The sequence below is a fragment of the uncultured Succinivibrio sp. genome (assembly GCF_902756765.1).
Lineage (GTDB): Bacteria > Pseudomonadota > Gammaproteobacteria > Enterobacterales > Succinivibrionaceae > Succinivibrio.
Genome location: NZ_CACVSS010000005.1, coordinates 25,157 through 51,518, shown reverse-complemented (window position 1 = coordinate 51,518; position 26,362 = coordinate 25,157). Strand labels below are relative to the sequence as shown.

Sequence of the window (26,362 nt, the reverse complement as noted above, 5' to 3'; positions counted from 1 at the left end):
TATGACAGAAAATATTAAATCTATCCGCCCACATGCTGTCGCTGTGGGCGGCATTTTTTCAGCTGTTGTCAATGCTGTAAAACATCCTCTAATAGGACTTCTTCTACTGCCTTTGGCTGTTTTCTTTCCTAACATTGCAGCAAATCTGTACTACACGGAGTTCTCAAAACAGAACTACGCAACATTAAAAAAATTCAGAGAAATCTTCAGTATCAGAATATTTTTAATTACGCAGTTGGTGTATTTTTCCTTCCTGTATGTAATGTACAAATGCATTTCCAGTAAAGCAGAACTATATCTGGAGATTTATAAGGAGAAAGCGCTTAATAATCAGGTACTGCAAATTGCCACTCCGGAACAGATAGAGTACGCAAGAAACATGTCTTACCTTTTTGGTATAAGTGCAATTTGCATTTTTGTTCTAACAGTACTAATTGCAACATTTTCCTTTATATGTACGGCAAAACATATAGATCCGCTGAATAACATCAGTAAGTTGAAGCTGACATTAGAAGCTTTTATGAAAAATTTTCACCTTTACATACTGATATTTGTTCTTTTCTATGTGTTGGCAATGATTATTGAAAACAGATTCGCTTACTACAAGATCATGTATCTTGAGTCTGTAATTCTTAAAAAAGATGGAGCATTTGATCCTGTTTATGTTTATCTTTTTATAAGAATATATATCCTATACATTCTCTACTACATACTTAATTTACTATCACTAAGATCTGTAAGCGGCAAAGATGCAGAAAACAATTTAAACAAATAATCTTTCTTTGACATCGCCTTCCTTTAGGCGATGTGTTTTTCTCAGAGGATAATACCCGTCATACTTTTTTTGTGCAAAAAAACATCTCCTACGGACAGAGAAAATAAAAAATTAAATTAATTTTCAAAATGCATGACAAATGCCCTTTTAACCTATTAAAAAATCAATGCTTTCGTAATATAATCGTGGTGGTCTTTTATATTGTTTCTTAAAAAACTAACAATAAAACTTTCCTTAAAGAAATGTTATTTTTTACGATACAGAAAGATTTTATATTCAATCAAATACATATTTAGAAAAACATGAGGCTATATGAACACTTCAATAAGCTATGCTAAGGCCGGAGTGCTTAACTTCTTAGGTAATGCTCCTGCCTGGTATAAAAACGTAATAATAGCTTTTTTGGTATTAAATCCAATCGTTGCACACTATTCAATGTTTGTGGCTGGTTGGCTTTTAGTGCTGGAATTTATTTTCACACTTGCAATGGCTCTTGACTGCTACCCTCTTGAAGCGGGCGGTCTTCTGGTCATTGAAGCCTGCTTTATCGGCATGTGCGATGTTCATAACGTTACTCATGAAATTGAAGCAAACCTAGAAGTAATCATGCTTCTGATGTTCATGGTCGCAGGTATTCACTTCGTTCGTGACTTCCTTCTATTCTTCTTCACCAAGCTTCTGGTAAAAGTAAGATCAAACATTAAACTAGCATTCATGTTCTGTTTCATGAGTGCTTTTTTATCTGCATTCGCTGATGCTTTAACAGTGCTTGCAATTATCATCTCCACCTGTGTTGGTCTGTACCAGCTTTACATGAAGACTATTACCAATAATAACGCACTGGCTCTTGTAAGTACCAACGACGATATTGTTCCAGATGAACATAAACAGAACCTGACAGAATTCAGAGCTTTCCTGAGAAGTCTTTTAATGCACGCTGCTGTAGGTACAACATTAGGTGGTGTATGTACCCTTGTTGGTGAGCCTCAGAACCTAATTATCGGTAGTGTCTGCAAATGGAGCTTCATGGATTATGCATTCCGTATGTGTTCAATTTCTCTACCAGTTTTAGCCTGTGGTCTTTTAACATGTGTAATGCTTGAGAAATTCAAATTATTCGGATACGGTCATGTAATGCCTCAGCCTATTTACGAAATCATGGTAAAAAGAGATGAAGATCAGACAAGAGAATTAACCAAGCGCGATAAACTGAATCTGGTTATTCAGGGTCTGTGCGTAGTATGGCTGATCTTTGCATTAGGCTTCCATTTAGCATCAGTTGGTCTAATCGGTCTGAGTGTTATCGTATTAGCTACCTCTTTATGCGGTGTAACCTCTGAAGGACCTATCGGTAAAGCATTTACAGAATCAATGCCATTCTGTGCTTTATTATGTGTATTCTTCACAGTTGTAACTGTTATTGCTGAGCAGGGACTGTTCACTCCTATTATTGACTGGGTATTCTCAGCACCAAGAGAATTGCATATCCCAATCTTCTATATGGCAAACGGAATTATCTCTTCCGTATCAGATAACGTATTCGTTGCAACAATCTATATTGAACAGGTAAGAGATGCTCTTGTTGATGGAGTTATCACTCCAGAACACTTTGATGAGCTGGCCATTGCAATTAACGCCGGTACCAACCTGCCATCAGTTGCAACACCAAATGGACAGGCTGCATTCCTGTTCCTGCTTACATCTCCAATTGCAGCACTAATCAAACTGCCTTACTTTAAGATGATGTATATGGCTCTCCCTTATACTATTGTTCTAACTGTTGTAGGTCTTTTAACTACCTGGTTCCTAATGCCAATCGCATCAGAGTGGTTCGTGTCAAATGGAATACTGCATATGCCTACAGTTGAACTAATCCTAGGCAAATAATTAAATTCCTCATACTAACTCAGTATGGAGCCCGTTATTGATTACCTGATTGATAACGGGTTTTTTCTATCCAAAATTTGTAATCTGTATCAAGTTTTTGTTGAAATTTACAACTCTTTAATTTGTAATAAAAAAATGATCTTCTAATCTATAAGTAGTAGAAAGTGATATTATTGGCAGGTAAGGATAATTTCCACACAATTTAGGAGTTAATGTGTTCCAGATAGTTAAGTTAATCTGCGCCTCTAGGTTCTTTTGGTTCTTACTGTTAGTGGCAGGCATTGCTTTTGAAGGTTGTGGTTTATATTTTCAATATAATCTTCACTTAGATCCATGCGTAAACTGCGTATATGAAAGAGCTTATTTTCTTGGATTTATAGTTGCTGGATTCATTGGAGCTATTGCTGCTAATTTTCTGGTTGTTAGATTTCTTTGTTCTGCTGCTTTTCTGGCCTCTTCTATCGGAGGTTTAATTGTTACCTTTGAACATTATCAGGCATACAATTCATCCTCTCTTTTCGGATCAACCTGTAAGTTAAAAACAGAATTTCCTGATTTTCTTCCATTAGATCAAATTGCACCTTTCATGTTTAAAGCTGTAGGTATATGTTCAGATAAGCTGAACTGGGAATTTCTAGGTCAGAGCATGCCATTCTGGATTCTCATTATTTTCTCAGTATCTACTCTGGTTGCCCTGTTACTGTTTCTTTCTATCTTTGTTAAGAAAAGAAACAAAAGCCATTCAGATTTCTATAAATAAGAAAACATAGATTCATCTTTGTTCTACCACAGTATTATTATCGAATATCCTTGTGGTAGGCTAACGTTCTGAACCAACGGACATTTTCTTGCCTCTCTATATAGCCTTTAATTTAACAGACAGGTTTTAGCCTGCAGTCTGTTCAACCTTTCGGTAATTGTCCATTATTCTATTGCACTACATCACATAATCTGTTAAATATATTTTACGATTGTTTTTTATATACATACACTTAACCTAGTGTATAGTCTGTTTGGTGGACAAAAATATGCAGTTAAAAAAATTATCTTTAACTCTTTCTGCTTGTGTTATAGCTTTATCTTTATGCAGTTCATCCTATGCAGATGAAAGTAGACTACAAAGAATCAAGGATAACGAAGAACTTAGAGTGTCTGTAAACAATAATCTTGAAATTCTGTCTATGCAGGACAGTAGAACAGGAGAATATATTGGACTGGAACCAACTATTGCAAAAATGATTGCAAAGGAAATTGGGGACAAGGTTGCGGTTACATTTATCACAACAACACCTACAAATCGAGATAACATGTTAGAAATCGATTATGCAGACTGCATGATCGGTACCTACACCATCACAGATGAGAGAAAACAGAAATATGATATTTCTTCACCATATTTTTCTACCAATATTTCTGTGTTGGTAAACAAAAATGACAACATAAATTCAATTAAGGATTTAGTTGGAAAAAAAGTTGGTGTAATTCAAAACGCAACTGCTCCTCTTGAGCTTGTAAAATACATGGTCTCTAAGGGGATTATTGAAAAAAACAGTTTTGATGAGAAAAATTTCAGCGCAGAAACCTGGAACAATAAGATTAGTTTCATCATCTATGATACAGATGAATCAATAATCAATGCTATGGATTCAGAGGAAGTTCAGGGATTCTGTAACGACAAAATTGTTCTTTTAACTCATCAGGATGTTAATAAAAAAATCCTAAAGGAGGAGTTTGCTCCTCAATCTTATGGAATAGTCACTCCAAAAGGCTCCGATCTTTCACAGTTTATAGATAAGCTCATAAAGAAATGGAAGGCAGATGGAACCTTAGACAGAATCACAGCCGAAAACTTAAGATAATATTTCTCAATATCAGATCAAAAAAATAATCAGAGATCCAAAACTGATCAGTTTTGGAGCTCCCTTTCTTTAGTCTTTCAATATATTTGCTTTATTTGTAATTATGTTACACTATTAGAGTTCAAAGTGATTTAATTCACTTTTTCTTATTGTTTTTCATTTAAATTTAAAGAGATATATATGAGTACTTGCAAAGCATGTTGCGAAAATAATGGCAGCGAAAAGAAGCGCCTGCGTATTGCAATTCAGAAGTCCGGGCGACTAACAGATGAAACATTAAAGTTATTCAAAGACAGTGGAATTAAGATTTCCTCTAACAAAGATCATCTGCTTGCACATGCTGAGAATCTGCCTATAGACATTCTGCGAGTACGAGATGACGACATTCCTGGTCTTGTAATGGATCATGTTGTTGACTGGGGTATTGTAGGACAGAATGTTCTTGAAGAAACCACCATGCAACGTGAGTTAGACGGAATGTACACAGGCTTCAATGAAGTTCTGAAACTGAATTTTGGAGACTGCAGACTGTCAATTGCTGTTCCAACAGAAGATGAATGGCATGGTCTTGCAGATCTTGAGGGCAAAAAGATTGCAACCACATACCCTCACCTGCTCCGCCGTGTTATGAAGGAAGCAGGAGTTAATTTCAGATCTGTTCTTCTGACAGGTTCTGTAGAGGTAGCACCTCGTGCCGGACTTGCTGATGCGATCTGTGATCTTGTATGTACAGGAGCAACCCTTCAGTCAAATGGTCTGAAGGAAGTTGAAACCATTTACACTTCAAAGGCAGTGCTGATTGGAAGAGATCAGCCTTTATTCCCAGAGAAACAGGCTATAGCCAACACTATCATAGAGCGATTCAAAGGTGTTATGTCTGCAGTTGAAAGCAGATACATCATGATGAATGCGCCTAAAGCAAAGCTAGAGCAGATTAGAGCAATTCTTCCTGGTGCAGAGAATCCTTCAATTATCGAGCTCGAAGGAAGCACTGACAGAGTAGCGCTTCACGCTGTATCCAGAGAAAAGGTATTCTGGGAAACTCTAGAGCAGTTAAAGGCTCTTGGAGCTACCTCTATTCTGGTTGTTCCAATTGAGAAGATGCTTGGCTAGTAAGGGATAGAAATGGAAGTTAAGATTTGGAAAGACCTGAGCGCCAAGGAGCAGACAGAAGCTCTGATGAGACCAGCTCAGGCCTCATCTGACAAGATCAGAGAAATTGTAACATCAATTATTTCCAGAATACGCAAAGAGGGCGATACCGCCCTTTTTGAGTATTCAAAGACCCTTGATAAATTCGAGGGAGAACATATTGAATGGACAGCAGAGGAAATCAGAGCTGCCTGTCAAAGAGTTGATTCAGACCTGAAAAAGGCAATTGATACAGCCTATGAAAATATTGCTAAGTTTCACTCTGAGCAGAAACCTCATCATATAAAGATTGAAACCTTCCCTGGTATTGTTTGTGAGACACATACACACCCAATTGATTCTGTGGGCCTGTATGTACCCGGCGGTTCCGCACCATTGGTTTCAACAGCGCTAATGCTTGCTGTGCCAGCAAAAATTGCTCAGTGTCCGGAGGTAATTCTATGTTCACCACCTCCTATCTCTGATGCAATCATATATGCAGCTTCCAAGTCTGGAGTAAAGAGAATCTTTAATCTTGGCGGCGCACAGGCTATTGCTGCTATGGCATACGGCACAGAGAGTGTACCAAAAGTGCTAAAAATCTTTGGCCCAGGTAATCAGTTTGTTACCATGGCAAAAAGACTCGTTTCTAACGATGCTCTGGGAGCTTCAATTGATATGCCTGCAGGTCCATCAGAAGTTCTGGTAATTGCATCTGACAGCGCAAATCCTGAATACATTGCCGCAGATCTGCTATCTCAGGCTGAACATGGTCCAGACTCTCAGGTAATTCTTATTGCTTTAAGCAAAGAGTTTGCGCAGAAGGTAATGCTTAAAGTAGAGGAACAGCTTGAAAAGCTACCTCGTAAAGAAATTGCTGAAAAAGCATTATCAAAGAGTACCGCCCTTGTGGTTGATACTCTTGATGAGGCAGCAGAATTATCAAACAGATATGCTCCAGAACATCTGATTCTACAGATTGATAATCCGGATGAGCTGATTGATAAACTGAGAAACGCAGGATCTATATTTGTGGGAGCATATACTCCTGAATCATTAGGAGACTATGCATCAGGCACAAATCATACCCTTCCAACCTATGGTTATGCAAAAACCTTCAGTGCATTAGGAACTGATGACTACAGACGACGCTATACCATTCAGAGAGCTTCACAGGAAGGATTAAAGGAAATCGCAAAAACTGTCACCTCTATGGCTTCTGCAGAGGGACTTGATGCCCACAGAAACGCAGTAGTTGTAAGAGTAAAAGACATTTAACTGAGGATAATGATATGAACTTTGAAAAAATAATTACCAAACACGTACAGAAGCTTGTCCCATATTTATCAGCTCGTCGTATTGGTGGTCATGGTCATAACTTCCTCAATGCAAACGAATCTCCTAAATCAGAAGGCTACTTTTTAAATTCATCAACTCTCAACAGATATCCAGACTGTCAGCCTGAAGATTTAATAGAAAGATATGCAGATTATGCAGGTGTTCACAAATCAATGGTACTTGCAGCCAGAGGTTCAGATGAAGTTATAGGACTTATAATCAGAACCTTCTGCGAAGCTGGTACAGAGGGAATTCTTATTGCTCCGCCAACCTATGGTATGTATGAAGTTGCGGCTAATACTAATAACGTACTGGTTGCAACTGCAAAAAGAGAAGCTGATTTTTCTCTAAAGGCTCAGGCACTGATTGATGCAGTAAACAGCAGTTCATTCAAAATCAAAGCTGTGTTTATCGACTCTCCTGCCAATCCATTAGGAAATATCTTTGAAAAGTCAGAACTTGAAAAACTGCTAAAAGCACTGCCAGATACACTGATTGTAATGGACGAAGCCTACATTGAGTTTGCATCTGAGTCTGACGATTACACCTCAATGGTAAAAGATTACGAGAATCTGATTGTAACAAGAACTCTTTCAAAAGCATTTGCTCTGGCAGGTATTCGCTGTGGCTTTGCTATTGCCAATGAAAACATTATTAAGGCAATGCTAAAGGTAATAGATCCTTACCCAATTGCAGATCCTGTGGCTCAGATTGCGGTTCAGGCCCTGTCTGATCACGGTGTGGAAATGACACGTGACAGAGTAGCCAAGTGCAATGAAAGAAGACTAAAACTCAAAGAAGCTCTGAATACTCTGCCTTTTGTTGTTAAGACATTTGAGTCTGTTGGCAACTTCATTCTGGTTGAATTCAGGGATGGGCCAAAGGTTTTCGATGCAATGGTTCAAAAGGGGGTTATTCTACGTTCCTTTGAAACAAAACCTGGCTTAAAGAACTGTGTCCGCATCTCCATTGGTTCTGATGCCGAGCTTGAAGAGCTGATGCGTTACCTGAAGAGTCTGGAGATTTAGTGTGAAAAAATACCTTTTTATCGACAGAGACGGAACCCTGGTAACCGAACCAGAGGATTATCAGGTTGATGCCCTATCTAAGGTTAAGTTTGAAAAAAACGTGATTCCAGCCCTGCTTAAGCTTCAGGCTGCAGGATATACCTTTGTTATGGTGTCAAATCAGGATGGACTGGGAACAGAGTCTTTCCCTCTTAATACCTTTACTCCTGCTCATGAACTTATTTTAAATACCCTGGAGAGTCAGGGTATTGATTTTGAACAGGTGCTAATCTGTCCTCACAAGCCTGAAGATCACTGCAGCTGCAGAAAACCTGAGCTTGGTCTTGTAATGAACTATCTAAAAGACACCTCTTGGGATCGAACAAAATCCTATTTCATTGGAGACAGAGAATCCGATGTAAAGATGGGACAGAACATGGGGATCACACCTATAAAGTATGATCCTGTAAACATGGGCTGGGACAAAATTGCAGACGAGCTTTGTTCTCTTCCAAGAGTAGCAACTGTTGAAAGAAATACGCGTGAAACAAAGATTAAAATCACTGTTGATTTGGATCATAGCGGACGCTCTCACTTTGACACTGGAATCGGCTTCTTCGACCATATGCTCGATCAGATTGCCACTCATGGTGGAATCAGCATTGATGCCAAAGTTGAAGGTGATCTGGAAGTTGACGACCATCATACCATAGAGGATACCGGTATAGCCTTAGGTGAAGCTTTACTGAAGGCCTTAGGCGATAAAAGAGGTATCGGTAGATTCGGATTTGTGCTGCCTATGGATGAAGTCTATGCAAAAGTATTTGCAGACTGTCTTGATGAGGATAATGTCACTGTTGCACTGGATATTTCAGGACGTCCTCACGTTAAATTTGACTTCTGCGCAGATTTCACAAGAGATAAGGTTGGTCAGATGTCTGCCCAGATGGTGCCTCACTTCTTCCACGCACTGGCTGTAGCCATGGGATTAAGCCTTCACATGTATGTAAGCGAAGGCAACGCTCACCATCAGATAGAAGCACTGTTCAAAGCCTTCGGTAGAGCACTTAGAGTTGCTCTTGCAAGATCAGGAAATGAACTGCCATCTTCAAAAGGAAAACTTTAAACATGAAGATTTCAATCATTGACACAGGATCTGCCAATCTAAATTCAGTAGTTCAGGCATTTAAAAGAATCGGATATGAAGCCATAGTTTCATCTGAGATTTCTGAGCTACAGAATGCAGACAGACTGGTTCTACCTGGTGTTGGTACTGCAGCCGCTGTAATGGACGGCATCAACAAATATAAACTCAGAGACTTTATTCTTGAAACCCAAAAACCTCTTTTAGGAATCTGTCTTGGAATGCAGATTCAGGCGACAGATTCAGAGGAAGTTCCTTTAGGTCAGGACAGTGTTATTGAATGTCTTGATATTGTAAAGGCCAGGTGTGTAAAACTTAAATGTGACGGTCTGAGACTCCCTCATATGGGTTGGAATACAGTTAATCACACAGATCATCCTCTGTTTTCTGATATAAAACAGGATGCATTTTTCTATTTTGATCACTCATTTGCAATGCAGACCGGAGATTACACCATTGGTAAAACCACCTATGGAACAGAATTTTCTTCAGCAATTGCAAAGGATAACTTTATGGGAGTTCAATTCCACCCAGAAAAGTCATCCGCAGCAGGTGAACAGTTACTGACAAACTTTATTAAGAATTTCTAGGAGCAAAAAATTGATTATCCCTGCACTTGATTTATCCGGCGGTCACGTCGTTCGTCTTAAACAAGGCGATTTTGCTCAGAAAACAATATTTGATGTAGATCCTATAAAGAGAATTTACGATGCAGCCAATCAGGGAGCCGAACTTATTCATATTGTTGATCTTGATGGTGCCAAAGATCCTGTTTTAAGACAGAGAGCCCTAATCAGCAAAATTGTTAAAGCTTCCCCTGTTCCAATTCAGACGGGAGGCGGTATAAGATCAGAATTTGATATCAGAAATCTTCTGGATCTTGGCGTAGAACGCGTAGTTGTAGGTTCAGTTGCAGTTAAACAGCCACATCTAGTCAGAGGATGGTTAAAGCTGTTTGGCGCGGAACACTTTACTCTTGCACTGGATGTAAGACTTACAGACGATGTTCCTTATGTTGCAACTCACGGCTGGCTGAAAACTTCTGATACCACACTGGATCAGATTCTGCGTCATTATCTACCATATCATATCAAACATGTACTGGTAACTGACATCAGCAAAGACGGAATGATGAAGGGGGCAAACAACTCCCTGTATGCATCCTTATATGCAAAATACCCAGATCTGGACATCATTGCCTCAGGAGGCATTTCCTCTCTTGAAGATATAAGAAATGTTGCCAGAGCAGGAGCTAAATCAGTCGTTCTAGGCCGCTCTCTTTTAGAAGGTAAATTTACTGTTGAGGAGGCAATTAAATGCTGGCAAAACGCATAATTCCCTGCCTGGATGTTCGAGACGGAGTAGTTGTTAAAGGCGTACAGTTCCGAAACCATGAGGTTATGGGATCAATTATTGACCTTGCAAAGAGATACGCAGATGAAGGTGCGGATGAACTGGTTTTCTACGATATTACCGCCTCATCAGATAACCGTCGTGTGGATAAATCCTGGGTTGCAAAGGTTGCAGAGGTTATAAACATTCCTTTTGCAGTTGCAGGAGGAATCAAATCAGTTGAGGATGCCAGAACCATTCTGCAGTATGGTGCAGATAAGATTTCCATCAACTCTCCTGCTCTTGCAGATCCTACTCTGATTACAAGACTTGCTGACAAGTTCGGAGTTCAGTGTGTAGTTGTAGGAATCGATACATACTATAATAAGGACCTTAATAACTATCAGGTAAAACAATATACCGGAGATGTTAGTAAGACAACCACTACTGCCTGGACAACTCTTGAGTGGGTAAAAGAAGTTCAGAAGAGAGGCGCAGGTGAGATTGTTCTGAACATGATGAATCAGGATGGTATGCGCAATGGTTATGATTTAGAGCAGCTAAAAAAAGTTCGTGAAATCTGCAGTGTTCCTCTTATTGCATCCGGTGGTGCCGGCACAATGGAACACTTCTATGAAGCCTTTGAAGTTGCAAATACAGATGGAGCTCTTGCCGCTTCAGTATTTCATAAGGGAACAATTCATATTCCTGAACTAAAGGATTATTTAAAAGGAAAAGGAGTTTGTATCCGTGATTAGATATTTCCATGGTTTTGAAAATATTGACGATTTGGATTTTGAAAAGAATAATGGTCTAATCCCTGCAATTGTTCAGGACTGCCAGACTGGTCAGGTTTTAATGATGGGCTACATGAACAAGGAATCTATCCAGAAAACCATTGATACCCATTATGTAACATTCTACTCAAGAGCAAGACAGAAGCTATGGACTAAGGGAGAGGAGTCTGGTAATTTTCTGCATATGAGATCAATTACCTGTGACTGTGACAAGGACACTCTGCTTGTTCTGGCAAGACCAGATGGTCCAACCTGTCATTTAGGAACCACCAGCTGCTTTGATGCCTCACCACTTGCAGATGCCACCTCAAGATACCTCTCAGGAAATCCATTACAGAACTATAATTTTGTTAAATAATCTTGTTTTACCAGGATAAACGAAGATAATGGTATGTGAAAAAAAACACATACCATTTTTTTTGAGTAACGAAGAAATATGCAGAATTCTGTTCACATTGGATTTGAAACTGAAACAATTATAATCTTCACATTTCTGGCAATTTCAGGTCTGATTATTGATCTTTTTGCTCACAGAGCAGACAAACCGATTTTAATTAAGGCTGCAGCTTTATGGACATTATTCTGGATTGCTATAGGTGTAGCTTTTGGTATCTTCCTTTACTTCCATTTCTCTGCTGAGGCGGCTTCACTGTATTTTGCAGGTTACGCCTTTGAAATGGCACTATCAGTAGATAATCTGTTCGCTATCATGGCCATATTCTCCTGGTTTGGAATCAAATCAGGCTATACTCACCGAGTATTGTATTGGGGCGTTATTGGAGCGGTTGTATTCAGGCTGATTTTCGTACTGATAGGTACAAGCCTGTTTGCTCTTGGACCGTACGTGGAAATTGTATTCGCAATTATAGTTGCCATCACTGCAGTTTTGATGCTAAAGAAAAAGGATGGTTCTGAAATATCAGATTTCTCGGCACATCCCGCATTTAGATTTGTAAAGCTGTTCCTTCCACTTTATCCAAAACTCTACGGACACAATTTCTTTATCTCAAAAGAACATGTTGAAGAAGAGCTGAAAAAAGAAGAGAACAGAGACATTGTGTTAAAAAGAAAAGGCTTGTTCTACGCAACGCCTTTGTTTCTTTGTCTTGCAATTGTTGAAACATCTGATGTCATGTTTGCCTTCGATTCTGTTCCCGCAATTATCGCTGTTTCAAAGGATCCGTTCATAGTTTACTCATGTATGATCTTTGCAATGCTTGGACTACGTTCAATGTTCTTTATTCTTGATGCATTGAAAAACGCCCTTGTGCATCTGGAAAAAGCGGTTATCTTTCTGCTGTTCTTTGTTTCATTCAAACTTGCTGCAGCCGCATCTCTGCATCTTTTCGGAGTAGGTATTGATATTGACGTATACACCTCATTGATTGTGATCGGAGTGGCTTTAACATTTGGAATTCTTTCAAGCCTGTTTTTTCCACAAAAAAATAACAGCACCTCTGGTAAGCAATAAAAAAGACCTGGAGGATTTCAGTATGAACCGCCAGGCCTTTATAAAAAAAGAAACTCTCAAAAAATTATCGAGATATCTTTTCTCCAATCTCTCTGTCTTCAAAAGTCCTCTTTCCGTTAACAATTGAAGTTACATAAGTATTGATGAGATTCTTGGCCTCTGCAGTTACTTCTCCGGACAGTTCAATAAAATACATATTGTTAGGTTCACCGACAATAACAGCATTTCTTGCTATATTTGGGCATGAAATAGTAAAGAAAGCCTTCCCCTGTTCTCTTGGAGCACCACATTCATTATCCTTTGCATACTCTTCAGCAAGGGTAGTTGCATCCTTGTCCTGAGTAGTCTTGGTGTACTGAAAACGAATCTTGGTTTTAGGTTGGGGCTGGGTTTTCTTATTAACAGGTGAAGAATACTCAATTGAGGTTCCTTCTACCTTAACATTCCATGATTCAGGCACAGGAGGGAAATAAGCCATCTGTGTATCAGCATAAGCAGCACTGCCTAAAAGAATGGCAGAAAACAAAACGAGTTTAGATTTAGTTATCATTAGAATTTAGCTCCTCACGTTTTATCTCGTCATATAATAATTTTAGTCCATCGTTTACAGTTACGCACTTGCAGAAAACTTTAAAAAATGGATTTAATTTTCTTCTGTGAACTCTTGCATAACCTAAAAACTGCTTGGCTCTATCCATAACCATCTTTTCTGTTGGTCTTGACTTGGCAAATACCTCGATAACCTCAACATCAGTTTTAAGAATATCAACAATTGAGAATGGCTCTGCACCATCCTTAATTACATGTCCAAGATTAGGAATAGCAAAAGCCCCTCTTCCACACATAAAATCATTACAAAGAGTAATATCCTTACACTTTATAGCATCCTCAAGAGAATTGATATTTCCATTTGCAATCAGAGTTGCATTAGGAGCTAATTCGTGAAGATTACGTAAGGAGGCCCAGTCTAAAGCTTCTTCCTTGTACAAATCCTTTCTTGTTCTGCAGTGAACTGTAATTTCCTTAACACCATCCACTGCAACAGATTTAATCACCTCAGGAGCTTCTGACTTATCCGCAAAACCAAGTCTGACCTTTGCAGACAGTTCACATTCTGGAGGAAGAGCCTCACGAACAGTACACATAATCTCATGCATCAGTTCAGGCTCCTTTAAGAGCATAGCGCCAGAGTGATGAACAAATCTTGAAGGACAGCCGAAATTGATATCGATGGATTTTGCTCCAAGTTTATGAGCTTTAACGGCAGACAGAGCTAAAGTTTTAGGGTTATCGCCAAGAAACTGCACGCGCAGATCTGTACCGTCAGGAGTCTTGCAGTCATTTAAAAACTCAGGAATCTCACGTATCAGAGTTTTCTCAGAAACACACAGATCTGTAATACGAATAAATTCAGAGAAACACAGATCATAACCACCATGAGCACATAAAACCTCGCGCATTGGACCATCAGCGAGTCCCTCAAGGGGAGCCAAATAAACTTTGCTATCTTTTAACATAATTCGATATAAATAGTGAACAGTGCGCCCATAATAGCAATTTTTACCGATTTGTCATCCTTTTTTGTGATAGAATTTTTCGCAGCTAAGGAGTTGAAATGATAATAGCTACCCATGACGGAACCTTCCATGCAGATGAAACTACTGCATGCGCCATTCTTACATATCTTTTTGAGACTTCCTCAATCATAAGATCACGTGACCCATCTGAGCTTGAAAAGGCAGATATTGTTATTGATGTATCTAATATCAATGACGATAAACATTTTGACCACCATTCTAAGGATTTTAAACTGTGCAGAAGCAATGGTGTCAAATATGCCACCGCAGGTCTGATGTGGGATAAATTCGGACACGATTACCTTAAAAAAGTAGCCCAGCAGGAGCTTGAATTCCGCCCTTCAGCAAAAGTTATCGACAATGCCTTTATCAGAATAGATGAAGACATCATGACAATGATTGATTTAAATGACAATGGTCAGCTGACAGGCTACGTCGATCAGATAGCAGATCCGAAAACAGAAAGCGAAAGAAATATAGTCAACAAATTAAATGTACTTTATCAGGCTACAGCTGATATTCCATTCATTGTTGCTATGATGAATCTGCCTAACAAAGTTGGAAGTGATCAGGACAAATCATTTAACCAGACTGTAAAGATGCTAAAGACCATACTCCTTAATGCATCGATCAACGCACTGCACACTGAAAGTGGTGTGGCCAAGGTTATAGAGGCTTATGCAGGAGGAGAAATCCTGATTATGCATGAGAGACTGCCTTGGACCAGTGCAGTCCTAAACAATCCGGAGATCTTCAAAGACTGTCTGATTGCTGTTTATCCTGACAGGAACCAGAGATGGAGAGTACAGTCTCTACCTCAATCAAAGGCACAGCGCTTTAAAAACAGACTATCCGCACCAGCCTCCTGGCGTGGGCTTAACGATAGCGAGCTTGATAAAGCAACCGGACTTAAGAATATGACCTTTATCCACAAATCAGGCTTTACAGGCGGAGCTCAGACCTTTGAGGACAACCTGGAACTTGCAAAACTCTGGCTGAAGCTTGGAGAAAAAGACTAGTTTTATGATTTAAAAAGGACCTTACCAGGTCCTTTTTCATTCATGATATTCTTGAAATTACTTAATTCGGATTAGAGCGTGACCGTCATTGCCTCTTGCACGCAGAAAACTTACCTTTCTGTCTACATCATCAGGGATCTGTTTCTGCTTATAGAAAAATGAACGATCCTTAACCTTCAGATCAACAGCTCCTTTTCCACCCTCAAGTTTCTTGCCATTGGAAAACTCGGAATAAAGATAGTAGATATCGTTCTTGCTGTCCAGCTCAACCTTTGCCTTCTGCTTTGGCATAACGTTATACCAGCCATCAACGACCCAGTCGTTTTCCTTGTTATCAAGATATGAAAAGGCCATCACCACTGTAGCATCAGTCTGATTCTCTATCGTAATCTCAAGCGCATTGGCATAAAACGCACATAAAACAGAAGCCAAAGAAAGTAAAACCTTTCGCATATAAAATCCTTATGGAGCAAAATATCCAGGTCCATCACCAGAATTATCCGAAGACTTAGAGTTGGTCTTGGCATTAGTAGAACCTTCAGAGGTCTCTGAGTTTTTCTCCTCCTGCCTCTGTTCTGTATCAGAATGATTTTCAATAGAATCTTCTACAGTGGTCCTACCTTTATTTGTAGTTGAATCAAGTCCATCTGTAAAGTCGGAAATGTCTCTTCGTGATGTCTGTGTGGACTCGCTATCATAATTTTTGATTGTTGTCCCCTGAGGTGTGTATTTTCTGACAAACTCTTCCACACCATTCTTTTCAAGTTCAGACCTGAAGTTCCTAACAAAAAGAATCATGTACACCATAGGCAGAAGCATGATCAGATTGAATGGAAGCTTAACATTCAGAATGAGTTCTACTAATAACAGTATGCCTACTATAGTATTGGCAAATGAGCATAGTCTTAGGGTATTGCCGAATGACGTCTTTATTTTTCCAACAAAAACAAAAAGAAACTTTGATAAAACAGCCATTACGAGTGAATTAAACACAAGAATGCAGAAAAACCAGCATAAAAGAAATACAAAGACAAAAGGTACTGCCAGACCAAATATGGCATCTACAACGTTTGAGGTTTCAAGCGGGTCAAAATTTGTACCGGTGGTTACAAGATCAGTATACTTTACTACTGTTTTCTGGGTTGGTGCTTTTACAGAAATAGTCTTTGAGTTAAGCTCTACAATCGCCTTCTGGGCATTTTCTGATAAAGGCTGATCCTTTACATTGTAGACAACAGCAAGAGTACCATCGGTGGTAAAAATTTCCTTGTAGCTATTATCCTCGGAAAGAGGTCTGAAAGAGCCGTCCTGAGCAACATAGCTAGGAGGAATCATAGCAACTATTCTAGGAAGCTCAATACCGCGAAAAATCTCGAGAACACGATTGATCTTTACACTAGCAGGAATAGTAAGAATTACACATAAAGCCAGAAGATATAAAAGCCCAAAGCCTTTCATTCTGAATAAAACATCAAAATAAAAATTTTTAGAGGATAAGGCCTTAATAGGATAGGAGCAGTAATTTAAAAATTGTTCTTTTGTAATCAAATCGGATAATCTCTAACAAATATATACACATACTCTAAGAATAACACACAACCCGCAACAATTATCCTTATCTTAAGAACAAATTCTCTCAAAAGATCAAAAAATGAAACTACTATCACTATTCTATTTTTTCTGAAAAAGCACCAAAATAAAACATATTATCTGATAGTATTTCCAAAATAGATCATTCAATACCTTTAATTTGCTCCGTTTTAATGCATTTTATTCAAAAAAAGTGGGGCTTATTGCTTTTAAATTTCGATACGTAGAATATGAAGTTAGTGTAAAAAAACACTTGGACAACGACAAACTAACTTTAGGAAAAAAAATGTCACTTCTAATAACACTTAGCAGAATACTTGCTAAATACACAGCACTGTTCGTAATCGGCACAGGTGTGTTCGCCTATTTTGTACCATCCTCATGTACTTTTGTAAAAGGCAATACCCAGATTATTATTCTTGGCATCATTATGCTCTCAATGGGTATGACTCTTGGCAGACAGGATTACAGAATTCTGGCCCAGAGACCATTTGATATTCTGATTGGAACAATTGCACAGTTTACAATTATGCCTCTGATTGCAATTGCACTTGCAACCACCTTCAATCTCTCTGACGGTTTAACTTTAGGTCTGGTTCTTGTTGGCTGCTGCCCTGGTGGTGTTTCCTCAAATATTATGACCTTCCTGTGTAAGGGTGATGTTGCATTCTCAGTTGGCATGACCACCGTATCAACAATTGTTGCTCCTGTTGCAACACCTCTTCTAGTTAACTATCTGGTAGGTCAGCGTATTGATATTGACGGCTGGAGCATGTTCCAGTTTATGCTGATGGTAACTATTGTTCCTGTAGGCATCGGCTCTATGTGTAACATCATTTTCGGCAAATTTGACTTCTTCAAAAAGGTTCGTCAGATCATGCCTGGCGTTGCTGTAATCGGTTTTGCACTAATTGTTGGTGGCGTAATTGCCTACCACGGACAGAAATTCCTTGAGTCAGGACTTGTAATCTTCCTGTGCATTTTCTGTCATAATGCTCTAGGTTATCTGCTAGGTTTCTTTGCAGGCCGTTCCTTCAAGATGTCAACAGCCAAGAAGAGAACTCTCGCCATCGAGGTTGGAGTTCAGAATGCAGGTCTTGCAACTGGTCTTTGCGGTAAGTTCTTCCCAACCTCTGCAGAGGCGGCCATTGCATCAGCAGTATCCTGCGTATGGCACTCAATCTCAGGAACCATCCTGGCTAATATTTTTGCAACCTATGACAAGAAAAAGGCTGAAGCAAACGAGCAGCTTCAGACATCAACAGAACAGTAAGGAAGAAAAATGGAGCTATCCCGTACCGTTGAGCTGGCACAGAAGCTGATCAGAATTGAATCAGTAACACCTGATGATAATGGGTGTCAGGATCTGATAAAGGAGATCCTAAAGCCATTGGGCTTCACCTGTTATACCATCGAAGAGAAAGGTGTAACCAATCTTCTTGCGACTCACGGACGGGGCTCCCCTTTCCTGCTTTTCCTGGGCCACACCGATGTGGTTCCAACAGGAGATGCCGCAGAATGGGATCATCCACCTTTCTGTGGTGAAATATTCGATTATGATGGAGAGCCTTATCTGTACGGCAGAGGCAGTTCTGATATGAAAGGCGGTGATGCAGCAATGATCACTGCCATGTGCGAATATGTAAAACAGAATCAGAGTCATATCGGCACAATAGGACTGCTTCTGACTTCAAACGAGGAAGGAGATGCTGTTGGAGGAACTCCATACGTAATTGACTATATGAAACAGCATCATATGATTCCGACATACTGTCTTATCGGTGAGTGCTCATGCGACAAGATCTTCGGCGACTCCATTAAAAATGGACGCAGAGGTGATATGAATGCAACAATCACCGTACATGGTATTCAGGGACATGCTGCTTTAGAGCAGCATGCTAAAAATGCGGTGTTTGAAGCATCACGTTTCATTCAGGGAATGCTGGATAATCCGATAGACAACGGAACGCCATTCTTCCCTCCTACCTCATTCCAGGTATCAAATATAAAAGCGGGAACCGGAGCAGATAACGTTATTCCCGGGTCCTGTACTCTTCGCTGTAATTTCAGATGGAATGACTCTCAGACACCATCTCTGATTGAAAAACACGTCCGAGGGGTTGCAGAGGAACTTAAGATTGACTGTGAAATGGAATTCCGTGAAGAAGGAAAGCCATTTCTAACCAAAGACGGTGAGCTTATTGACGCTCTTTATAATTCAATAAGAGCTGTTACCAAGGTTACCCCTGATCTGGGAACATCAGGAGGAACCTCAGACGGTAGATTTGTAAGACCACTGGGGACACAGACAGTCGAATTTGGCCCAGTCTCAGATTTAATCCATAAGGTTAATGAAAGAGTCAGTGTAAAACAGCTTGATATGCTGCATGAAATCTACCTCAGAGTCATATATCAGCTGCTGACACATAAACCAATAACAGAAGAATAGAAAAATCTGTAAAGCATTATCAATGGCCTCACATCCTATGATTTGATATGATTTGAGGCCATTTCTGTCTTTAAGCTCCAAATTGCCTCAACCACCATTCGTATATGTATTTCTGAGGAATTTGCAATATAATCGTTCATGTATTTTTTTAAGGACGAATATGGAAAAGCTATTTGATATAAACGAAAAGGGCTACAGCGTTCGCTGCAAATTATTCTACGACAAAGATATACATTCAATTGATAAAGTAGTAATTGCAACTCACGGATTTGGTGGCTTTAAGGACAATAAATCCGTCGAAAAATTCGCAGAAAGAATTGATACAAAATATAAAGGATTTGGTGTAATTACCTTTGACTGGCCATGTCACGGTCAGGATGCAAGAAAAAAACTCCTTATAAGTGAATGTCAGACCTACCTGCAGCTGGTTATTGACTACGCACGAGAACATTTAAAGGCACAGGCTCTATACAATTATTCAGTAAGCTTTGGTGGTTTTAATACCCTAAAGTACATAGAAGATCATGGCAATCCTTTTGAAAGAATAGCGCTGAGAAGTACTTCAGTTAAACTGTACGACATCATGTCTTCAACCATTTCTGAAGATGATCATAAAAAGCTTTCAAAAGGAAAAGAAGTATTGGCAGGACGTGATCGCAAGATGAAGATCAGCAATGAATTCCTTGAATCTCTAAAGATAATTGATGATGAAATTGCAGCCTTTGACTACATTGATTATGCAGAAAGCATTCTAATGATTCACGGAACACTTGATGACAGCGTGCCAATTGAGAATGCAAAAGAATTTTCAGAAAAGAATATTATTGAACTTGTAGAGGTTGAAAAGGCAGATCACCGTTTTTCAGATCCCAAACGTATGGATTTTGCGATTCAGAAAATAATCGATTTCTTTGCACCACATAACAATTAACCGCATAATTCTCAAAAAAAAATCTGGTTGCAGTACAAAAATAAGCAACACTTCACTTAAGACTGCCTACCAGATTCTTCAATTCGCTATTCTCAAGACTCCTCTCTTTTTTTGTGTGAAAAAGCAAGATTCCACCTTTCACAGCAGATGATAATAGCGTTGATTGCATTCTTTCTTTAATCACATAGAATTATTTTTCCGCCAAATCTCATTTTTTTTTAAGATTTGGAGGAATAATAATTGAAATCATAAGCTATTAAAGCTATGCTTAATCATATGAACAGAAAAATAATTGGAAGAAAAAAAGAATGTGAAAGGCTTGACGAATGCATGAATGCAGATCAGGCTCAGTTAGTTATTGTCTACGGAAGAAGACGTGTTGGTAAAACCTATCTTATCAATGAATATTTTGAAAACAGATTTGCCTTTAAGATAACAGGATCCTACGGTCAGCCGAAAGAGGTTCAACTCAAAATTTTTGATACCTCTCTGTCTCGACAGAATGGAGTTAATAAACTGAATTCAAAGGACTGGTTTGAAGCTTTTAATAGTCTGAGAGATTATCTTGAAACGCTAGACACAAATGAAAAGCAGGTTATTTTCTTTGACGAAATGCCGTGGTTGGACACTCAAAAATCCAGTTTTCTTGCAGCATTTGAGTGGTTCTGGAATGACTGGGCTTCAACAAGAAGAAATCTTATATTTATTGTCTGCGGCTCTGCAACCTCATGGATGGATGAAAAAATAGCAAATAATAAGGGTGGTTTATTTAATCGTCAGACCTGTAAACTGTTCCTAAAACCATTTTCCTTAAATGAGGTTGAAGAATACCTTCAGTCAAAAAATATAGAATGGTCTCGATACGATATAGTTCAATGCTACATGATTATGGGAGGAATCCCATACTATCTGAGCCTTCTGAACAGTAAATTATCCCTATCACAGAATGTCGATGCATTGTTCTTCACAGATAGAGGAGAATTAAGTGATGAATTTGAGCATCTATACAGAACTCTATTTACAAACAGTGCCAGCTATATAAAAGTTGTTGAATCTTTAAGTAAGAAAAAAGGTGGATTAACAAGAGAGGAACTACTTAAATCAACGGGTCGACAAACTGGAGGAGAACTATCAGTCATTCTTAAAAATCTTGAACTCTCTGGATTTATCAGAATATCTAACTTCTTTAATAAAAAGAAAAAAAATGCCCTGTACCAGCTATGTGATTACTATACCTCATTCTACTTTAAATTCATAAAAGACAATTACGGTAAAGACGAGCATTATTGGAGTAATGCAGTTGATAATCCTGCTAAAAGAACATGGGAAGGACTTGTATTTGAACAAATCTGCCGAGATCACGTCACTTCAATCAAGAAGAAGCTAGGTATTTCAGGGGTTCTTTCAGAAGAATCTTCATGGTATGTAAGAGGTGATACAGAGATACAAGGAGCGCAGATCGATCTTCTTATATCAAGAAGAGACCACGTAACTAATCTCTGTGAAATCAAATTCTCAACCGGAGAATACTCAATAGACAAAGATTATGATTTAAAACTACGCAACAAGGTTGAAGCATTTAGGAGAGACACTAATTACAAAGGGACAATACAACTTGTAATAATTACAACCTTCGGGCTTAAGAAAAACCAATACAGTAGTCTGATTCAGAATCAGATTGTTTTGGATGACTTATTTATCTCTTAGAATTATTTTTCCGCCAAATCTCATTTTTTTTTAAGATTTGGAGGAAGAATACCTACACACGTTTTCAGATCAAAAATTATTAAGTCCAAAGAGATGTGATAAACATTGGAGAAGCATCTTTTGATTTTACAAACCCGCAATCACTGTAGAAATGCAGTTCATCATTGTAAGCAATGACTGCAATTCGAAGGTAGTCCTTATACTTTTCCTTGATCATGGATACTAGAGTCCTGCCTATTTTCTGCTGCTGATACGCAGGATTAACCAGGAGATAATGCACATACGCATTCATAATTCCATCATCCATGGCACAAACCATTCCAACGAGCCTATCGCCATCCCAGGCAGAAAAGACAGTGGAGAAATTCCTCATGGCTACAACCAGTTTGTCAGGAAAATGACCGGAAGACCATTCTACAGACAAAAAAAGCTCTTCAAGCTCCTGGCTGGTAAAATCATGAGTATCTTTGTAGGAAACAGACATAGTTAAGGTCTCAAAAATAATCGTGAAAAAAATCACCAATAAAAAACATTACTGGTGATTAACGAAAAAACAAAATTCAAAAAACGGTAATTAAAAATTATTCCGCAACAAAGTCCTTTACAGCCTTATCCAGTAAAGAAATAGCTTCATCTACAACCTTATGACTGATATTCAGAGCAGGAGCGAGGCGAAGAACATCGGCATGAGCAGTAAGTGTTAACAGCTTGTGTTTAAAGCAGAGTTTCTGAAGTTCTGATGATTTACCTGCATACTGATCATCTAGTACCAGACCTAATAATAAGCCCTTACCTCTTACTTCCTTGAATACATGATACTTCTCATTAAGTTTGGAGACTTTCTCAACAATATAATCATGAGTCTTATTTACCTTATTAAGGAATGACTTTTCACTTACCTTGTCGATAATATATGCACCAACGGCACATGCCAGAGGATTACCGCCAAAGGTTGAACCATGGGTTCCTGGAACAAAGTGAGAAGCAAACTTATCGTAGGTTAAAACTGCACCTATAGGAAGACCTGAAGCCAGGCCCTTGGCTGAAGTCAGAATATCAGGCTTTACAGGAGTCTGCTCATAGGCATACAGAGTTCCGCATCTTGCAACACCAGTCTGAACCTCATCGAAGATCAGCGCTGCATTATATTTGTCACAAAGCTCTCTAACCTTAATTAAGAAATCATTATCTGCAGTGATAATACCGCCTTCTCCCTGAATAGGCTCCAGGATCACAGCACAGGTCTTATCAGAGATAGTATTCTCAAAGGTCTTGGTATCATTGTAGGGAATATGAGTAATAGCTGCAGGCTTTGGACCGAAACCGTCAGAATAACTCTCCTGACCACCAACTGTTACCGAGAAGAAAGTTCTGCCATGAAAGCTGTTGTTAAAGGAGATAATCTCATTCTTATCCTCGCCATAGAGATCAAATGCAACTCTACGGGCCAGCTTTAGGGCAGTCTCATTTGATTCTGCACCAGAATTTACAAAGAATACCTTCTCATAACCGGTTTTCTTTACAAGTTTTGAAGCTAAGGTCAGAGTATATTCATTGCAGAAGATATTACTTACATGAATCAGGTTGGCAGAGGCCTTTTTGATAACATCGACTACACCTTTAGGAGTATGACCAAGAAGATTAACTGCAATTCCAGAGGTAAGATCAGTGTATTTATTGCCCTTGTTATCATAGATGTATGCCCCATGAGCCTTCTTGATAACCATGTTCATAGGGTTGTAGCAAGGGAACATTACCTCATCAAAGGTCTTTCTTGTAATCTTCATTATGCATTCTCCTTATTAACATCGTAAATGTATGCAACTTCATCACAGGTGGCACGTTTAGGGCAGTTTTCACAATCTTTTAGAATCTTCTCAGGCAAAGCTTCAATTACAGTTTTCTGGAAACCAACCTTTGAGAAAAATTCAGGAGAGCGTGTTAAAACAAAGACTCTCTTGATAAACATCTTTGCAGCTCTCTTTAAAAGATAATTAACAATAGCTCTGCCCTGTCCCTGTCTCTGAACCACAGGAGAAACACCTAAAGAACGGATTTCCGCAAGACCAGAATCATACACATAAAGACAGGCGCAGCCCATAACCTGAGAGTCTTTAACACAAACAGCAAAGGTCTGAATGCCTCTAATTATGTCGTTACGCTTACGAGGCAGATTCTGTCCCTGTTTAGCCCAGTATTCAATCATATCCATCAGGGCATCTACATCAGCCAGTGTTGCCTGTCTTACAGTAAAACTTGCATGTTCCTGTTTTAGGAAAATCTGATTGAGATTAACAAGAGAATCTTTAATTGCAATAAGCTCTTCATCGCTGATCTTGTGCTCAGCACGAAGATCTGCAATCTTATCGTAAATCTCTTCCAAGGTATTGTTCTTTAATTCATCCAGTATGTAGAAGGATGATTCCTGAGTGATAGGTGGCATATATTATTCTCCACGAAAAAAAATTAAACCTGAAATTCCATAACTCTCATTAGAGTTCAATAGCAGTTCCAAGCCGATGCCGTGAAGATACGATCTCTTTTAGTAAAGGATCTTTAAAGGATGCGATATAAACAGGCTTACCGATGAATCTGGCTGTTTCAACAGCACTCTTTACCTTTACCTGCATACCGCCACTGATGGTACCATCTGCAATAAGGCTTTCCAGCTGCGCTTCATTTAATGAAGGTATAAGCTTGCCTTCCTTATCCAGAACCCCAGGCACATCAGAAATAAAATAGACAGGAGCAGACAGTAGAAGTCCGATAGCTGAGGCTACATCATCTGCATTGACGTTATACATCTGTCCTTCAGAATCGAATGCAACAGATGCGATTACAGGTGTATAGCCACCGTCCAGAAGCATATTTATGTAATCAGCAGATACAGGGGAAACTTTTCCGACCATACCAAGATCGGCAGAAAGCTGCTCTACACCTAAAGAATTGCCGTCACTTGCTATCATACCGATCGCTTTGAGACCATTCTTTACAGCTAAAGCCTGTAGCTTCTTATTACACATTCCGCAAAGGGCGGCACTGATAAATGGCATATGTTCCTTTGGGCTGACTCTAAGACCATTCTTCTTTTCTACCTTAAGATTCAGATCTTTAAACAGGGAATCAACCTCAACACCGCCACCATGGACAATCACTACACGTGAAGAGTGAGCAGCTGCAAAAAGCTCGCCCAGCTCTTTCTGTCCATCCAGAGCCTTGCCACTTAGCTTTATAACAACAGTATTTTCAGTCATTACACGATACTCAACTGAAGATCTTTTATGATCTACCAAAAATACCACTAAAATCTCTTCAGATTAACCAAAGAGTCCCTTTAGCTCATCAAATCCATAGTATAGATTGAAAACTTGCACGGCCTGAGCTGAAGCCCCTTTTAACAGGTTGTCTATACATGAACATACTACAATATAGCCATCTTTCATGGCATAACCAATATCACAGTATGGAAGATACTGAACATCCATAAGTTTTGGCATACCTTCCTTTACTCTTACAAGAGGCTTGTTGTCATATACAGCGAAAGCCTTCTTAACCTGCTCGGCGGTTACATTGTCCTTGAGTTTTGCATTTATTGTTGCATGAATACCGCGTTTAAAATCACCCAAATGAGGAGTGAATATAACCTCAGTTCCAAGGTGTTCTGCTATTTCAGGTTGATGACGATGAGTAAACACTCCATAGGCATTTAAGCTGACCTCACAGAAGGAATTGGTGAGTTTTGCTTTTCTTCCTGCTCCTGATACGCCAGACACCGCATTGATTGATGGACGATAGTTCAGATCCAAAAGCCCGGAGTCAATCAGAGGACGAAGCGCCAACTGAGAAGCAGTAGGATAACAGCCAGGAAGAGAAATCATCTTAGTGGCACGTAATGCCTTGAGATCAACAAACTCAGGCAGAGCATAAACTGCGGAAGCCAAAAGCTCTGGATACTCATGTTCAAAACCATAAGCTTCAGCAAAAACATTAAGATCTGAAATTCTGAAGGCTCCAGATAAATCAAACACAGCGATTCCTGATGCTGTCAGTACAGGAGCTACATCGTGACTTACCTTGTGGTCAGTTGCCAGAAAGACGGCATCGACCTCTCCAATTAAAGACTTTGGATCACTCATTGGCTCTAGAACAAGATCACAGCGACCTCTTAAAGAACCGTACAAATCTGAAATCTTCTTATTCTTATCAAGTGAATTTTCTGATACATACAGGTGTTTTAAACAAACCTCATTATGTGCACTGAAAATGCGGCATAATTCTGCACCTGCATATCCACTCGCGCCTACAACAGCAACACTTAACATTAAAACTCCAAAATACATCTGTAAAA

At 39.2% G+C, this 26,362-nt stretch carries 27 protein-coding genes; 18 read left to right on the top strand and 9 right to left on the bottom strand.

The features are described 5' to 3' along the window. The first annotated feature begins 1 nt into the window (after position 1). The 13 genes from QZU45_RS01540 (at position 2) to QZU45_RS01480 (ending at position 12,741) form a co-directional block, all read left to right on the top strand. A complete protein-coding gene (locus tag QZU45_RS01540) occupies positions 2 to 775 on the top strand; it encodes a hypothetical protein (protein WP_295350768.1) in 774 nt (257 codons plus the stop codon). A gap of 312 nt (positions 776 to 1,087) precedes the next feature. Continuing rightward, complete coding sequence (nhaB, locus tag QZU45_RS01535) at positions 1,088 to 2,662, top strand: sodium/proton antiporter NhaB (protein WP_295350765.1); 1,575 nt, start codon at positions 1,088 to 1,090, stop codon at positions 2,660 to 2,662. 214 nt (positions 2,663 to 2,876) lie between these two features. Then, the gene (locus QZU45_RS01530) at positions 2,877 to 3,422 is read left to right on the top strand and encodes a disulfide bond formation protein B (protein ID WP_074840978.1); all 546 of its coding nucleotides are present in this window, start codon (positions 2,877 to 2,879) and stop codon (positions 3,420 to 3,422) included. 268 nt (positions 3,423 to 3,690) lie between these two features. Beyond that, positions 3,691 to 4,521, top strand: a complete 831-nt coding sequence (locus tag QZU45_RS01525; RefSeq protein ID WP_295350762.1) for a transporter substrate-binding domain-containing protein — start codon at positions 3,691 to 3,693, stop codon at positions 4,519 to 4,521. Between the two features lie 180 nt (positions 4,522 to 4,701). Further along, positions 4,702 to 5,634: an ATP phosphoribosyltransferase gene (gene hisG / locus QZU45_RS01520; RefSeq protein ID WP_295350759.1), complete on the top strand. Its 933-nt coding sequence runs from the start codon at positions 4,702 to 4,704 to the stop codon at positions 5,632 to 5,634. Between the two features lie 12 nt (positions 5,635 to 5,646). Next, positions 5,647 to 6,930, top strand: coding sequence for a histidinol dehydrogenase (hisD, locus tag QZU45_RS01515; protein WP_295350756.1), 1,284 nt, complete (start codon positions 5,647 to 5,649; stop codon positions 6,928 to 6,930). Positions 6,931 to 6,944: 14 nt separating this feature from the next. Continuing rightward, a complete protein-coding gene (gene hisC, locus QZU45_RS01510) occupies positions 6,945 to 8,018 on the top strand; it encodes a histidinol-phosphate transaminase (RefSeq protein ID WP_295350753.1) in 1,074 nt (357 codons plus the stop codon). Position 8,019: 1 nt separating this feature from the next. Further along, entirely contained in the window at positions 8,020 to 9,123 is a 1,104-nt protein-coding gene (gene hisB, locus QZU45_RS01505) for a bifunctional histidinol-phosphatase/imidazoleglycerol-phosphate dehydratase HisB (RefSeq protein ID WP_295350750.1), read from the top strand. Positions 9,124 to 9,125: 2 nt separating this feature from the next. Continuing rightward, positions 9,126 to 9,731, top strand: a complete 606-nt coding sequence (gene hisH, locus QZU45_RS01500) for an imidazole glycerol phosphate synthase subunit HisH (RefSeq protein WP_295350747.1) — start codon at positions 9,126 to 9,128, stop codon at positions 9,729 to 9,731. Between the two features lie 10 nt (positions 9,732 to 9,741). Further along, positions 9,742 to 10,476 carry a 1-(5-phosphoribosyl)-5-[(5-phosphoribosylamino)methylideneamino] imidazole-4-carboxamide isomerase gene (locus tag QZU45_RS01495; RefSeq protein WP_295350745.1) on the top strand — a complete coding sequence of 245 codons (735 nt, stop codon included), beginning with the start codon at positions 9,742 to 9,744 and terminating at the stop codon, positions 10,474 to 10,476. Further along, the gene (gene hisF / locus QZU45_RS01490) at positions 10,458 to 11,231 is read left to right on the top strand and encodes an imidazole glycerol phosphate synthase subunit HisF (protein WP_074840970.1); all 774 of its coding nucleotides are present in this window, start codon (positions 10,458 to 10,460) and stop codon (positions 11,229 to 11,231) included. The genes QZU45_RS01495 and hisF overlap by 19 nt, the downstream gene beginning before the upstream one ends. Next, entirely contained in the window at positions 11,224 to 11,628 is a 405-nt protein-coding gene (hisI, locus tag QZU45_RS01485) for a phosphoribosyl-AMP cyclohydrolase (protein WP_295350739.1), read from the top strand. The genes hisF and hisI overlap by 8 nt, the downstream gene beginning before the upstream one ends. Positions 11,629 to 11,706: 78 nt before the next feature. Then, positions 11,707 to 12,741, top strand: a complete 1,035-nt coding sequence (locus QZU45_RS01480; protein ID WP_295350736.1) for a TerC/Alx family metal homeostasis membrane protein — start codon at positions 11,707 to 11,709, stop codon at positions 12,739 to 12,741. Positions 12,742 to 12,805: 64 nt separating this feature from the next. Here QZU45_RS01480 and QZU45_RS01475 read toward each other — a convergent pair whose 3' ends face one another. Together QZU45_RS01475 and QZU45_RS01470 are read right to left on the bottom strand one after the other, a co-directional pair. Continuing rightward, positions 12,806 to 13,291: a hypothetical protein gene (locus tag QZU45_RS01475; protein ID WP_295350733.1), complete on the bottom strand. Its 486-nt coding sequence runs from the start codon at positions 13,289 to 13,291 to the stop codon at positions 12,806 to 12,808. Continuing rightward, complete coding sequence (locus QZU45_RS01470) at positions 13,281 to 14,234, bottom strand: tRNA-dihydrouridine synthase family protein (RefSeq protein WP_295350731.1); 954 nt, start codon at positions 14,232 to 14,234, stop codon at positions 13,281 to 13,283. Before QZU45_RS01470 ends, QZU45_RS01475 begins: the two co-directional genes overlap by 11 nt. 122 nt (positions 14,235 to 14,356) lie before the next feature. On the opposite strand from QZU45_RS01470, the gene QZU45_RS01465 reads away from it, so the two are divergent. After that, positions 14,357 to 15,337, top strand: coding sequence for an MYG1 family protein (locus tag QZU45_RS01465; protein WP_295350728.1), 981 nt, complete (start codon positions 14,357 to 14,359; stop codon positions 15,335 to 15,337). Between the two features lie 57 nt (positions 15,338 to 15,394). Here QZU45_RS01465 and QZU45_RS01460 read toward each other — a convergent pair whose 3' ends face one another. Together QZU45_RS01460 and QZU45_RS01455 are read right to left on the bottom strand one after the other, a co-directional pair. Next, positions 15,395 to 15,790: a DUF1036 domain-containing protein gene (locus QZU45_RS01460; RefSeq protein WP_295350726.1), complete on the bottom strand. Its 396-nt coding sequence runs from the start codon at positions 15,788 to 15,790 to the stop codon at positions 15,395 to 15,397. 9 nt (positions 15,791 to 15,799) lie between these two features. Beyond that, positions 15,800 to 16,885 (bottom strand): DUF1189 family protein, encoded by a 1,086-nt coding sequence (locus QZU45_RS01455; protein WP_295350723.1) that lies wholly within the window; start codon positions 16,883 to 16,885, stop codon positions 15,800 to 15,802. Positions 16,886 to 17,213: 328 nt separating this feature from the next. Here QZU45_RS01455 and QZU45_RS01450 point away from each other — a divergent pair, with 328 nt between their 5' ends. From QZU45_RS01450 to QZU45_RS01435, 4 genes are all read left to right on the top strand, one after another. Then, a complete protein-coding gene (locus QZU45_RS01450) occupies positions 17,214 to 18,200 on the top strand; it encodes a bile acid:sodium symporter family protein (RefSeq protein ID WP_295350720.1) in 987 nt (328 codons plus the stop codon). Positions 18,201 to 18,209: 9 nt separating this feature from the next. Further along, positions 18,210 to 19,376: a succinyl-diaminopimelate desuccinylase gene (dapE, locus tag QZU45_RS01445; RefSeq protein WP_295350717.1), complete on the top strand. Its 1,167-nt coding sequence runs from the start codon at positions 18,210 to 18,212 to the stop codon at positions 19,374 to 19,376. A gap of 160 nt (positions 19,377 to 19,536) precedes the next feature. Then, positions 19,537 to 20,307, top strand: a complete 771-nt coding sequence (locus QZU45_RS01440) for an alpha/beta fold hydrolase (RefSeq protein WP_295350714.1) — start codon at positions 19,537 to 19,539, stop codon at positions 20,305 to 20,307. A 276-nt stretch (positions 20,308 to 20,583) separates the two neighbouring features. Further along, complete coding sequence (locus tag QZU45_RS01435; protein WP_295350711.1) at positions 20,584 to 22,014, top strand: ATP-binding protein; 1,431 nt, start codon at positions 20,584 to 20,586, stop codon at positions 22,012 to 22,014. A gap of 79 nt (positions 22,015 to 22,093) precedes the next feature. Here the strand turns inward: QZU45_RS01435 and QZU45_RS01430 are convergent, their stop codons facing one another. From QZU45_RS01430 to argC, 5 genes are all read right to left on the bottom strand, one after another. Then, entirely contained in the window at positions 22,094 to 22,498 is a 405-nt protein-coding gene (locus tag QZU45_RS01430) for a GNAT family N-acetyltransferase (RefSeq protein WP_295350708.1), read from the bottom strand. Between the two features lie 97 nt (positions 22,499 to 22,595). Further along, the gene (locus QZU45_RS01425; RefSeq protein WP_295350705.1) at positions 22,596 to 23,801 is read right to left on the bottom strand and encodes an acetylornithine/succinyldiaminopimelate transaminase; all 1,206 of its coding nucleotides are present in this window, start codon (positions 23,799 to 23,801) and stop codon (positions 22,596 to 22,598) included. Further along, the gene (locus QZU45_RS01420; protein WP_074840957.1) at positions 23,801 to 24,457 is read right to left on the bottom strand and encodes a GNAT family N-acetyltransferase; all 657 of its coding nucleotides are present in this window, start codon (positions 24,455 to 24,457) and stop codon (positions 23,801 to 23,803) included. Before QZU45_RS01420 ends, QZU45_RS01425 begins: the two co-directional genes overlap by 1 nt. 49 nt (positions 24,458 to 24,506) lie before the next feature. Further along, positions 24,507 to 25,268, bottom strand: a complete 762-nt coding sequence (gene argB / locus QZU45_RS01415) for an acetylglutamate kinase (protein WP_295350702.1) — start codon at positions 25,266 to 25,268, stop codon at positions 24,507 to 24,509. A 63-nt stretch (positions 25,269 to 25,331) separates the two neighbouring features. Next, a complete protein-coding gene (gene argC / locus QZU45_RS01410) occupies positions 25,332 to 26,336 on the bottom strand; it encodes an N-acetyl-gamma-glutamyl-phosphate reductase (RefSeq protein WP_074840956.1) in 1,005 nt (334 codons plus the stop codon). Positions 26,337 to 26,362: the final 26 nt, after the last annotated feature.

Excerpts from the sequence above, each read along its gene's own strand:
- QZU45_RS01540 (WP_295350768.1), top strand. The coding sequence starts at position 2 with ATGACAGAAAATATTAAATCTATCCGCCCACATGCTGTCGCTGTGGGC.
- nhaB (WP_295350765.1), top strand. The coding sequence starts at position 1,088 with ATGAACACTTCAATAAGCTATGCTAAGGCCGGAGTGCTTAACTTCTTA.
- QZU45_RS01525 (WP_295350762.1), top strand. The coding sequence starts at position 3,691 with ATGCAGTTAAAAAAATTATCTTTAACTCTTTCTGCTTGTGTTATAGCT.
- hisG (WP_295350759.1), top strand. The coding sequence starts at position 4,702 with ATGAGTACTTGCAAAGCATGTTGCGAAAATAATGGCAGCGAAAAGAAG.
- hisD (WP_295350756.1), top strand. The coding sequence starts at position 5,647 with ATGGAAGTTAAGATTTGGAAAGACCTGAGCGCCAAGGAGCAGACAGAA.
- hisC (WP_295350753.1), top strand. The coding sequence starts at position 6,945 with ATGAACTTTGAAAAAATAATTACCAAACACGTACAGAAGCTTGTCCCA.
- hisH (WP_295350747.1), top strand. The coding sequence starts at position 9,126 with ATGAAGATTTCAATCATTGACACAGGATCTGCCAATCTAAATTCAGTA.
- hisF (WP_074840970.1), top strand. The coding sequence starts at position 10,458 with ATGCTGGCAAAACGCATAATTCCCTGCCTGGATGTTCGAGACGGAGTA.
- QZU45_RS01480 (WP_295350736.1), top strand. The coding sequence starts at position 11,707 with ATGCAGAATTCTGTTCACATTGGATTTGAAACTGAAACAATTATAATC.
- QZU45_RS01475 (WP_295350733.1), bottom strand. The coding sequence starts at position 13,291 with ATGATAACTAAATCTAAACTCGTTTTGTTTTCTGCCATTCTTTTAGGC.
- QZU45_RS01465 (WP_295350728.1), top strand. The coding sequence starts at position 14,357 with ATGATAATAGCTACCCATGACGGAACCTTCCATGCAGATGAAACTACT.
- QZU45_RS01460 (WP_295350726.1), bottom strand. The coding sequence starts at position 15,790 with ATGCGAAAGGTTTTACTTTCTTTGGCTTCTGTTTTATGTGCGTTTTAT.
- QZU45_RS01450 (WP_295350720.1), top strand. The coding sequence starts at position 17,214 with ATGTCACTTCTAATAACACTTAGCAGAATACTTGCTAAATACACAGCA.
- dapE (WP_295350717.1), top strand. The coding sequence starts at position 18,210 with ATGGAGCTATCCCGTACCGTTGAGCTGGCACAGAAGCTGATCAGAATT.
- QZU45_RS01440 (WP_295350714.1), top strand. The coding sequence starts at position 19,537 with ATGGAAAAGCTATTTGATATAAACGAAAAGGGCTACAGCGTTCGCTGC.
- QZU45_RS01435 (WP_295350711.1), top strand. The coding sequence starts at position 20,584 with ATGAACAGAAAAATAATTGGAAGAAAAAAAGAATGTGAAAGGCTTGAC.
- QZU45_RS01430 (WP_295350708.1), bottom strand. The coding sequence starts at position 22,498 with ATGTCTGTTTCCTACAAAGATACTCATGATTTTACCAGCCAGGAGCTT.
- QZU45_RS01425 (WP_295350705.1), bottom strand. The coding sequence starts at position 23,801 with ATGAAGATTACAAGAAAGACCTTTGATGAGGTAATGTTCCCTTGCTAC.
- QZU45_RS01420 (WP_074840957.1), bottom strand. The coding sequence starts at position 24,457 with ATGCCACCTATCACTCAGGAATCATCCTTCTACATACTGGATGAATTA.
- argB (WP_295350702.1), bottom strand. The coding sequence starts at position 25,268 with ATGACTGAAAATACTGTTGTTATAAAGCTAAGTGGCAAGGCTCTGGAT.
- argC (WP_074840956.1), bottom strand. The coding sequence starts at position 26,336 with ATGTTAAGTGTTGCTGTTGTAGGCGCGAGTGGATATGCAGGTGCAGAA.